The 10951-nt window shown below is 30.5% G+C and carries 10 protein-coding genes; 9 read left to right on the top strand and 1 reads right to left on the bottom strand.

From position 1 onward, the window contains the following. The first annotated feature begins 1551 nt into the window (after positions 1 to 1551). Positions 1552 to 2139, top strand: a complete 588-nt coding sequence (locus tag KQI89_RS15900; protein ID WP_216457918.1) for a hypothetical protein — start codon at positions 1552 to 1554, stop codon at positions 2137 to 2139. A 99-nt stretch (positions 2140 to 2238) separates the two neighbouring features. Here the strand turns inward: KQI89_RS15900 and KQI89_RS15895 are convergent, their stop codons facing one another. Next, positions 2239 to 2763, bottom strand: coding sequence for a PadR family transcriptional regulator (locus KQI89_RS15895; RefSeq protein WP_216457917.1), 525 nt, complete (start codon positions 2761 to 2763; stop codon positions 2239 to 2241). Positions 2764 to 3063: 300 nt separating this feature from the next. On the opposite strand from KQI89_RS15895, the gene KQI89_RS15890 reads away from it, so the two are divergent. The 8 genes from KQI89_RS15890 to KQI89_RS15855 all read left to right on the top strand — a co-directional run bounded on the left by KQI89_RS15890 (position 3064) and on the right by KQI89_RS15855 (position 10670). Continuing rightward, positions 3064 to 3711, top strand: coding sequence for a biliverdin-producing heme oxygenase (locus KQI89_RS15890; protein WP_216457916.1), 648 nt, complete (start codon positions 3064 to 3066; stop codon positions 3709 to 3711). Positions 3712 to 3985: 274 nt separating this feature from the next. Beyond that, positions 3986 to 4396 carry a zinc ribbon domain-containing protein gene (locus tag KQI89_RS15885; RefSeq protein ID WP_216457915.1) on the top strand — a complete coding sequence of 137 codons (411 nt, stop codon included), beginning with the start codon at positions 3986 to 3988 and terminating at the stop codon, positions 4394 to 4396. Positions 4397 to 4592: 196 nt separating this feature from the next. After that, positions 4593 to 4802: a cold-shock protein gene (locus KQI89_RS15880; RefSeq protein ID WP_032123068.1), complete on the top strand. Its 210-nt coding sequence runs from the start codon at positions 4593 to 4595 to the stop codon at positions 4800 to 4802. Positions 4803 to 5345: 543 nt separating this feature from the next. Then, positions 5346 to 6260, top strand: a complete 915-nt coding sequence (locus tag KQI89_RS15875) for a RepB family plasmid replication initiator protein (RefSeq protein WP_216457914.1) — start codon at positions 5346 to 5348, stop codon at positions 6258 to 6260. 201 nt (positions 6261 to 6461) lie between these two features. Continuing rightward, the gene (locus tag KQI89_RS15870; protein WP_216457913.1) at positions 6462 to 7397 is read left to right on the top strand and encodes a coiled-coil domain-containing protein; all 936 of its coding nucleotides are present in this window, start codon (positions 6462 to 6464) and stop codon (positions 7395 to 7397) included. Between the two features lie 235 nt (positions 7398 to 7632). Further along, a complete protein-coding gene (locus KQI89_RS15865) occupies positions 7633 to 8190 on the top strand; it encodes a DNA-3-methyladenine glycosylase I (protein ID WP_216457912.1) in 558 nt (185 codons plus the stop codon). Between the two features lie 200 nt (positions 8191 to 8390). Next, entirely contained in the window at positions 8391 to 9206 is an 816-nt protein-coding gene (locus tag KQI89_RS15860; RefSeq protein WP_216457911.1) for a MerR family transcriptional regulator, read from the top strand. A gap of 99 nt (positions 9207 to 9305) precedes the next feature. Next, on the top strand, positions 9306 to 10670 hold the full coding sequence (locus KQI89_RS15855) for an MATE family efflux transporter (RefSeq protein WP_216457910.1): 1365 nt from the start codon (positions 9306 to 9308) through the stop codon (positions 10668 to 10670). Positions 10671 to 10951: the final 281 nt, after the last annotated feature.

Below are 10951 nucleotides of genomic sequence, written 5' to 3'. Positions count from 1 at the left end.
AGTGAGACTTTTTCAATTATTTTGCCAAGGTTAAATAGATTCATTAATTTTTAATAAGAAAATGAAACTCCCTCTCTTTTCATCGAAGGAGTACTCGGAGAGTAAGGGACTCACATCAGATCACAGATTTGGGTTCTCTGCTTAAATACATCCTATGTTAAGGTTGAATTCTATTATCGGTCGCCCTTAATGGTGGCGAAACACCATCTAAATACATCATATGTTGAGGTTCAACAATACGGTATTGAGATAATTAGCATAACAGAACCATTATTTAAATACATCCTATGTTAAGGTTCAACAGTCTCCATTTCGATTAGCTATTATAAGTGCCTTATCATTTAAATACATCCTATGTTAAGGTTCAACTACCTGCAATAGATTCTGTGAAAAATTATATAGACAAATTTAAATACATCCTATGTTAAGGTTCAACACTATATCAGAAAAGTTTACAATGGTGTAGTGGATAAATTTAAATACATCCTATGTTAAGGTTCAACCACTGGAGTTAAGCCATTCTTTAATTTCATTATATCCTTTAAAGTGTTGAAAATAAAGGGTTTCTTTGAAATTTTTCCAACCGATTTGTGTTTTTAAAAAAGTTGATAGAAAACACCCTTTAAACCTTGTATTTTCAATGACTTAGGGGGTGTCTTGTTTAATTGGAGGTTGGAAAAATATAATGCTAAATTGAAGGCTTTTGGGGTTATGTTCCAATAGGAGTTTGGAGATCAAGAGTTGATTATAATATGAAACTCCTTCTCTTTTCATCGAAGGAGTAAGCGATTCACACCAAATCGCAGATTTGGGTTCTCTGCTTGAATACATCTTATGTTAAGGTTTAACAACCCAGATGGTTCCATGAAAACTGGTTGGCTTTAATTTAAATACATCCTATGTTAAGGTTTAATAAAAGATTTATCAATTGATTTTGATGAAACTCCTTCTCTCTTTGTCGAAGGAGTAAGCGACTCACACCAAATCGCAGATTTGGGTTCTCTGCTTAAGGTTCAACCACTGCAGTTAAGCCATTCGCTAATTTCATTATAGCCTTTAACCTACCGAAAATAAAGGCTTTCTTTGAAATTTTTCCACCCGATTTGTGTTTTTTGAAAAATTGATAGAGCATGCTCCTTAAAGCTTGTATTTTCAATGGTTTAGAGCACATTTTGTTTAAGCCACGGTTGGAAAAATATAATATACGACATACAATTGCTTATTTTTGTAATTTATGTTTATTTGTTGCTTTCATTTTATTAGTTGGGTTTGGAATAGAATTAAATCCATTTAATATTAAGGCAGCAGGAAATCTTGTGCTTTCCATTATATTTTTCTGGTGTGCCTATAATAGTCATAAAAAGATCAAGTTAAACTAACCATGAAGTAGAGCTTGTGACTTAATCTAATGATTAGTTAGATTTTCCTAGACCTTTAGCAGAGCTCATTTCCATTTAAGGAGGGTCAATATTAATAGTGGTAGTGATGATATAAAAGAAACCAATTAATATATGTTTTCATTATAAATGTCAATTAAAGAGGGGAGAGTTTATGAAAAAGAAAGTGAGGTTTATTGTTTTAGGTGCAATGGTTATTTCACTATTTTTAGCAATTAAATTTAAAAGTGGTGTAAAAACAATAGAGGAAGCAATAACTACTGCTGATTCAAAGCCAATAAATATTATACATGAAGAGGAAACTGATGGAGGGAGTATAGTATTTTTTAATAATTTAAGTGAGGATAATTTAATAACTGCTTTTGTAAAAAAGAATATAGGTGGTTATAAAACTGTTTATAGTGGTTTCCAAGGAGATATAAAATTGGTAGCCAGTACATTCGGTGTATCTTATAACTATTTTCCTAACATAGAAAAAACCTCATTACCAATATACTTTGGTATTATTGGTAATCCTGATATTAGTGAAGTAAAGATTGTGGAAAAGAAAAGAAATATAGAGGGTGAAGCCAAAATTATTAATGCGGATGATACAAGAATATGGCTTGTATATATGAATAAATTTCAAGGTTCGACCTTTGAGATCATTGGGATTTCAGCGGATGGTGAGGAATTAACTAAAATAGAGGATGATATATCACCCTACTATGCAGAGCAGAAACCATTTAAGAGTAACTACTAATAATTACTACAGTTTAATTTGAAATATGAAAAAGATATAAGCTAAAGGAAGCTCAAAAGGGCTTCCTTTATAATTTAGAAGATTTATACTTATCGGGTGTTAAAGGAAGCTTTCCCTAAGGCTTTTCACACAGCACAGGTCTTCTTTTAGTAAAGCTAATCTTCTTTTTATGGCAAAAGCTATACCATTATGACCCTTGTGACCTTTAGGGGTGGTTTGGGTTATAGTTTTATATTCTTCAATGATCTTTTCCAGTTTTTCTATTCTTTTATCTAAACAACATATTACTTTTTCTTTTGGTAGCTTATCTAAAAATAAAAATGCAACATCGCCAGAAAAGTTGATTTCATCTACATTTTCTAAGCTGCTTTCCATTAATTCTAAAAATAAGGTCTCACCTTTTTCTGTTATAGAAAAAACTTTTTTTGTGGGGCGGTTTTCTGTTTGTTCTTCCTTCATTTGAATATATCCTTCTTCTTGAAGCTTGTTTAATATGGCATAGGCAGTGGGCTTCTTTAAAGGAAGTATGCAGCTCATATTATTTTCAATAAATTCGTTTATTTGATAACCGTGTTGACTTTGAAATTGTAATAATCCTAATAATAAAAGATGTCTATCATCCATAATTTATATTTAATGAGGCATACTATTTATTAATAAGTATAAAGCTCTCATTAAAATTCAACTCCTTTCTATATTGTATAACTTTTCAACATAAGGTGATTCTAAGACTTAGATGGAATGAATAGGGTAATACCCTACTGCATATGAGTCTTAGAAGAATTTATCCAGCTTATGTCTACTGGATAAATGATTTAATTTTTATTATAGTCATACTTGACTATAATGTCAAAAGTGCTATAATGAAATTAGTCAAGAATGACTAGTCAATAATAATTAGTTTCATTTAAAGGAGATAATAATATGATTAAAGAAAACTTAATGTTAAATATACGTGAAAATACAAAGGACCTACATGCTATGGCTGAATCTACTGGTTTTATTAAGAGATTATTTGCTGAAAAGGCATCAAAAGATAGTTATGCAGAATATCTATTCAACTTATATTTTATTTATAAGACCATAGAAGAGGAGATGGATAGGAATAAAGATAATGAAGTGATAAAGCCATTTATTTATGAGGAATTAAAAAGAGCTAAGGCTATAGAAAAGGACTTAGAGTTACTTTTAGGTGAAAAGATAAAGGAGATGGTTCCATTAAAATCTACTGGAGTTTTTGTTAATAGATTAAAGGAAGTGTCTAAAAGTCAACCAGAGCTACTAATAGCTCATGCTTATACAAGATATTTGGCTGACTTATTTGGAGGAAGACAGATGTATTCTCTTATGGAAAACTACTATAAGGTTCATAGGGAAGCTTTAAACTATCATGTTTTTGAAGAAATAAAAGATATAAGATCTTTTGTTGGGGTATACCATAATAAGCTTAATGAAATTAACTTAACAGAAGAACTTCAGGATAAATTTTTAAATGAGGTTAATTTAACTTATTTATTTAATGTAAGTGTATCTGAGGAAATGGAGTTTAAGTTGAATAAATCAGAAAAATAAAGAAGACTGGTTTAATCAGAAGGATTATAGAATTATGATAAGGAAACCCCTGTTGGTTCTCTAAAGTTAATTCACCACCAAAGTCCAAGCTAAACAAGGTACATCAAAAGTAAGAAACTTATAAAAGTTTCTTACTTTTTTGTTATCTGTGTTAACTTTTAAAGGACTTACATTTATAATATATAGTATAAGTATTAAAAATAATAAGTTTCTAATTAATAAGGGGGAAATGAGAAATTTCATATTTATTATAATTTTAGGGGAGGGGATTGAGTTGAAGAGTATTAAGCCTGGAAGAGGGCCGTCTGCAATGAATACCATAGGGAGTATCGTGGCAGCAATTTTTGGTGTGTTTTGGACTTTAGGTGCATTTCGAATAGGATCGCCAATGCCTCTTCCTTTATTTGGTGTGATTTTTATAGTTATTGCTATAATTCAAGCCATATATAATTATAAAAATGCTACAGGAAAGGATAGGATGTCTTTATATGATATAACAGACCCTGAGGAGGAATCTGACCCCTTAGATAAGTATTTAAAAAATAACAGTACTGGATCTAATAATTATGAGGATATAGGGATTAAGCCAGATATAGATGTAATATACTGTCCTTATTGTGGTAGCAAAACTAAGGAGGAGTTCGCCTATTGTCCTAGATGTGGTAAGAAAATTAATGATATATAGAAATGTGAAAGGGTTATAATAACGTTAGATTAAAGTTAAATTTGGAAAATAAAGATTTTTTAAAATCTCTAAAGTGAAAAAAGGTAGCAAGTTCCCCTTTAAAAAAGGTGGTTTTGCTACCTTTTATTAATTTCCTTAAATATTTATCAGAGTCTTTGCAAATACTAAGAAGAAATATAATAAGGAGGATTTTAATATGTCTATAACAGGAATAGTAAAATGGTTTGATAGTGAGAAGGGGTATGGATTCATATCTGGAAATGATGGAAAAGATGTGTTTGTCCATCACTCTCAAGTTAAGGAGAAGTCTAATAACAAAGATCTTCATGAAGGTCAACAGGTTACCTTTGATGTGGTAGAAGGAGAAAGAGGACCACAAGCTATAAATGTACAAAGACTAGAGTAATATATGTGGATACTAAAGATCAGGGTGATGATTTAGTCTTGGAAGATTAGATCTGCATATATCAAATATATACTTTTGTATCACATGGGATTTATTAATTATTAGCTTAAACATGATAGTTAATAGGTGCCAGATGAAAGTATTATGGTAATTTCATAATTAATATCATTTAAACCCAAAGGTTCATCTAATATGAGTCTTTGGGTTTTTTTGATATAATTATAATCAAAGGATTTTTAGATTTAGACAAAGTAAGATTAAAGGGAATACTACATATAAATCTTAGAAGATGAGTTTTATTCTGACTTTAAAGAAAATCACTAAATCCATAATTTGGTGATGGTGATTTTTATAAGATACCATAGGATGCTAGCTATGTTAGTGATGGAAAAAAAAAGTATCAAGGAAGATGAAGAGATTAAAAACAGTATATTAAATAGAAATCATAAAATGTGAAAGTTTAAAATTACAAAATAAAAAATAGAAAGGAGGATCTAGTGGGAGTTTGGTACTTACACTACACTCTCTCACTGAAGATAAGTAATGGATAAAGATTTAAATAAACATAAAGTAATAAAGAAAAGAAAAAAAGCCATAACAAAAACCTATATTCCAGAGTTTAAAAGTGTTTACTCTAAGATATTTTATTTAGAACTTGAAAAAAAGAAAGAGTATGAAGACTTTGAAATATCTTTAGAGGAACTTAAATATATATTAATGGTACCAGAGCTTGGATATATTTATTCTCATTTAAGATTAAGGGTTTTAGATACCATAATTAAGGAGTTTCAGGAGGTAAACTCACCAATTCAATTTAACTATGAGGTTATAAAAAAAGGGGAAGTGGAGTTGGTTAAATTTAAGGTTGAAAATGAATTAAAGGAGAAAAATTCTATGCTGTTTGAAGTTCTTTATTATATTGGAGAAAAAATAAATAAAGAAAATATATTATGGGCTGTAGGGGGATCTATAGTTTTAAACCACTATGGACTAATACAGTGTCCTAATGATATAGATATAATTGTTCATAACAAAGATATAGATCTTTTGGACAGTATATTAAAATCTCTGGGAGATAAAAAGCCAATAGAAAGTTCCGGAACTTATTCAACTAAGTATTTTTATGAATATAATATAAAGGGCATAGATATTGATGTGATGTCTGATTTTGCTATAAATCATAGTTGTGGTGTTTATAAATATCCCTTTGATAAAGAGTCTATAACAGACTTTAAAGACATAAAAGGCATTAAGATTCCTATGTCTTCCCTGGAGGATTGGTATATTGCTTACCAACTGATGGCTAATAGAGAAGTGAAGGTTAATTTAATTGAAGATTACTTAAAGACCCGTGGGGTGAAAAATCCTAGTTTACTTAAAAGAGCACTTCTTCAAAAGTTACCAGAGCAGGTTGAAAAAAATGTAAAGTCCATAATAGAGTGTAGTGAAAATCTATAATATAAAGCGTAGTGAAGATTTATAATATAATTGGTAAACAGAGCTTTTGACTTAAGATGGAGTTTTGACTCCCTCTGAATATTTGAAATAGTTATTAAAGAATATAAATGCTCTTTATTCCTACTTAAGTTATGAAGAAGAGTTTTCTTAAAAAGGAGCATTAGAAATTATAATCAACAGAAAAATAAAGGGGGATTTGGTATGGAAGGAAATAGAATTTTAATATTAAAGGAAAAGATAAATAGTGAGGGAAAACTATTGGCAAAACTAAAGAGAGCAGAGGATGATATAAAGCTACAGGAAGATAAGCTAAGGGATTTAGAGAGGATATTACAAAAAGAAAAAAAGGACGTAGAGAATTTAGAAAAGGGTGGATTAGCTTCATTTTTATACTCTTTAATGGGTAAAAAAGATGAAAAGATAGAAAAAGAGCAGTATGAATATATGATGGCTAAAGCAAAGTATGATGAATGCTCTAATATGCTTGAATTTTTAAAGTCCGATAAAAATAAGATAAGAAGAGATTTAAGGGAAATAGATAATTGCAAAATAGAATATGAGAAAATAATAGAGGAAAATAAAGAAAAAATACTTTCTAAGGGTTCAAAGGAAAGGATGGAACTAGAATCTATCCAAAATGAAATAGGTTCATCAAGGGGTGAACTGAAAGAGATTAGGGAGGCTATAAGTGCTGGAGATTCATTACTAAGTAGCATGAGCAGGCTTATAGAAAACCTTGATAGTGCCAGTGGCTGGGGAGTTATTGATATGGTTGGAGGCGGATTTATAAGTACCGCTGCTAAACACAGCAAAATTAATGAAGCCAAAGACTGTGCCTATGATATAAAGCGTTATGCTAATAAGTTTAAAAGAGAGTTAATGGATGTAGGGAGTGACTTAGATTTTAATATAGATATAGGTGGATTTACTACCTTTGCAGATTACTTTTTTGATAACTTTTTTGTAGATTGGTGTGTCCAAAATAAAATAAACAATGCTTTAAATGATGCCAAAGATGGCTATGATATGGTAGAAGGTATGATAAATAAATTAGAAAATAAAAGATCTTCTAGTGAAAGCACTATAAAAGAGTTAGAAAGTAGATATTTTAAAATACTAGAAGATTATAATGAATAAATCAAAATAATTATTAGAATAAGTAAATGAATCATGCAAATAAGCAATAGATGGGGGACTTTAGAGTAACCTCCATCTATTATTTTAGTTAACTGCTAATAGGCTTATCTTCTACCTAATAGGAAAAGTTTTTTATTACAAATCATATAAAATCCAATGATATATGGTAAAATATTGTTACTATATAATTATCATTTATTAATTCTAAATTTAAAGGTAAGGTGGAGGGATTTTGATGAACAGATGTCCATGGTGTGGTGAGGATGAACTTTATGTTAGATATCATGATGAAGAATGGGGCGCTCCTGTACATGATGATAAAAAGCATTTTGAGTTTTTAATATTAGAATCGGCTCAGGCAGGTTTAAGCTGGATTACTGTGCTTAGAAAGAGAGAAGGTTACAGAAAAGCTTATGATGATTTTGATCATATAAAGGTAGCTGAATATGATGATAATAAGGTTAATGAACTGCTACAAAACTCTGGTATAATAAGAAATAAGAGAAAGATAGAGTCTTCAATTAATAATGCTAAGCAGTTTATAAAAGTGCAGGAGGAATTCGGTAGTTTCGATAATTACATATGGAGTTTTGTAGAAAACAAAACTATTGTTAATGCATGGGAGGATATATCACAGGCTCCTGCTAAAACAGAACTTTCTGATAAGATAAGTAAGGACTTAAAAGCCAGAGGATTTAAATTCTTAGGTTCTACAATAATTTATGCATATCTACAGGCTGTAGGTATTATTAATGATCATTTAACTAGTTGCTTTAGATATAAAGAGGTATAAATAAACATTAGGTATCTTTGATGACTCTTGAAGAACTTTTTATGTAAGGGGTTCAAGCTTTGAGTTATGAAGGATATCTTTTTTTATAACATAAATTATCTTTATTGAGGATTTGGTACTTAATCATCAATACCTTATTTTAAAAAATTGTTATAGAAGGTTGAAAGAGCAAAATGTAAAATGTTATTTGAGGTGATTTAGTGAAAGCAAAAATTTTAATAGGAGAGATGGCGAAGTTACATAATATTTCAGCTCAGACTCTTAGGTACTATGATCAAATAGGACTATTTAAGCCGGATTATATAGATGAAGTTAATAATTATCGTTACTATGGCATAGAGCAGTTTGCACAGTTAGATTCTATATTATTTTTAAAAAAGCTTGGGGTACCCTTAAAGGATATTCAAAAGTATTTTAAGGAAAGAAATTTAAACTCCATGATAGATGTATTAAAGCATAAGGAGATTATGATAAAAAAAGAGATAGATATTTTAAACAGGCGATGTAAGAGCATAGAGGATAAGGTAAGGTTTATGGAAGAATATATGAGGGAGGATATATTTGATAAATGTACCATAAAGACACTTCCTTCTAGGAAAATAGTTTACCTTGACCTTGAAGAGGGAGATAGCGTAATCCATTTTGAATATGGACTAAAGGAGTTGACTGCCCTAGTAAAGGATGATTTATGTCTTTTTAATGGGATTATATCTTGTATAATAGATAGAAATCAATTAAAAAACAAAAAATATAATTATTATAAAAGTGTAGCCCTCATATTTGAAGAAGAGGATTTAGACAAAAATCTTAAAACTTTATCAGGAGGGAAATATGCTACCATTGCCTTTAAAGGAGACTGTGAAATAGGGGAGATTCATTATAAAAAATTGTTATGCTGGATTGAGGAAAATAATCTAGAAATAGTTGGAGATGGTATTTTTCTAATTATTACAGATTCAGCCTTTTCAGAGTTTAAGCAGGAGTATATAAATGAGATTCAGATTCCTATTAAGTAAAAATATCTTGACATTATAGTTACTATAACCTTTAGAATACATCTTGTGGCATTTAAAAACTTTACAATATTATGAATTAGCATAAGGGGAGGACAGGATATGAAGCATAAAGTAGATTTTTTAAAAGATGATGTATTCAGGCTTTTTTTGAGATATTTAGGTCCAAGTATTGCAGCCACTGCTGTGGCATCTATGTATATTTTATTTGACACTATATTTATAGGAAGAGGAGTAGGAAGCGATGGGCTGGCGGCTCTTAATATTGCATTACCTGTTTATAATGTAATATTTGCGCTAGGTTTACTAGCAGGAGTAGGTGGAGCTACTGCCATGGCAATAAGTATGGGACAAAAAAGGCTGGATATGGTAAACAAAATATTTACTCAATCTATGATAGTGGCAATAGTATTTGGAACATTAACAGCTGTTTTAGGAAGTGTTTTTATAGACGAGCTATGCATATTTTTAGGTGCTACAGAAAGTAACTTTAAGCTAGTTAAGGATTATTTAAGTGTAATCATGATGTTTAGCTTTTCATTTTTAATTTCAAATGCTCTTTCAGTATTTATAAGAAATGATAAAGCACCAAAACTTGCTATGTGGGCTACTGTTATTGGAACAATTATTAATATAATTTTAGATTGGTTATTTGTAATGGTATTTCATCTAGGAATGAGAGGGGCGGCTATTGCAACTATTACTGCATCTCTTATAGGTTTATTTATATTAGTATATTTTCATTTTATAAGAGGAAAAGGAAGTTTGAGATTTGTAAAGACAAAAGTTCAAGGAAGTACATTAAAAAGAATATTAAAAAACGGAGTACCCAGTTTTATAATAGAAATTTCTTCTGGTGTAGTTATATTTGCTTTTAATATGGTATTAGATAAGATAACTGGTACCATAGGAATATCTGCATACAGCATAATAGCAAATATATCCCTAATGTGTGGAGCTATTTTTACTGGGATTTGTCAGGCTAGCCAACCTATAATAAGCGTAAACTATGGAGCGAGAGAAATGAAAAGAGTTAATAAGGTGTTAAAGCTTGGAGTCACTTTTGCTTTTGCTTTCGGAGTAATGTTTTTTTTAGTGGGGATGCTTTTCCCAAGACAAATAGTTTCACTTTTTAATAAAGATAGTCTAGAACTTATGGAGATTACTTCAAAGGGAATACAACTTTACTTCATAGCCTTTATTATTATGGGAGTGAATATAGTTATGGGAAGCTACTTTCAAGCCATTGAATATTCTATGCTTGCTACAGTTGTATCCCTAGGCAGAGGTGTTGTATTTATACTGCTAGGCTTATTTATTTTACCTAATATGCTAGGGGTAAGTGGAGTATGGCTTACAGTACCCTTTGCAGAAGTTTTATCCTTAGGGATAACCTTGATATTTTTTTCAAAGTTAAAGAAAAATTTAAGTATGAAGCAGGAAACCAAAATCCCTAATGTTGTGTAAGGATTTAAGCAGGTATCCCAAATCTACGATTTGGTGATAATCGGTTAAGCAGATACCCAAACCTATGGTTTGATGGTAGTCGCTTACTCTTCGAGTACTCATATGAAGCTATGAAGATGAGTTTCCTAAGCAGAGAACCAAGATCTATGATCTTGTGTGAGTCGGTTAAGCAGATACCAAAAGCCTATGGCTTGATGGTAGTCGCTTACTCTTCGAGTACTCATCTGAAGTCATGAAGATGAGTTTCCTAAGCAGGTATCCCAAATCTATGATTTGGTGAT

Source organism: Clostridium simiarum, assembly GCF_018919175.1.
In the GTDB taxonomy this organism is placed as follows: Bacteria; Bacillota; Clostridia; order Clostridiales; family Clostridiaceae; genus Clostridium_L; species Clostridium_L simiarum.
Note: the sequence above shows the minus strand (reverse complement) of the source record. Positions and strands in the feature narration are given on the sequence as shown.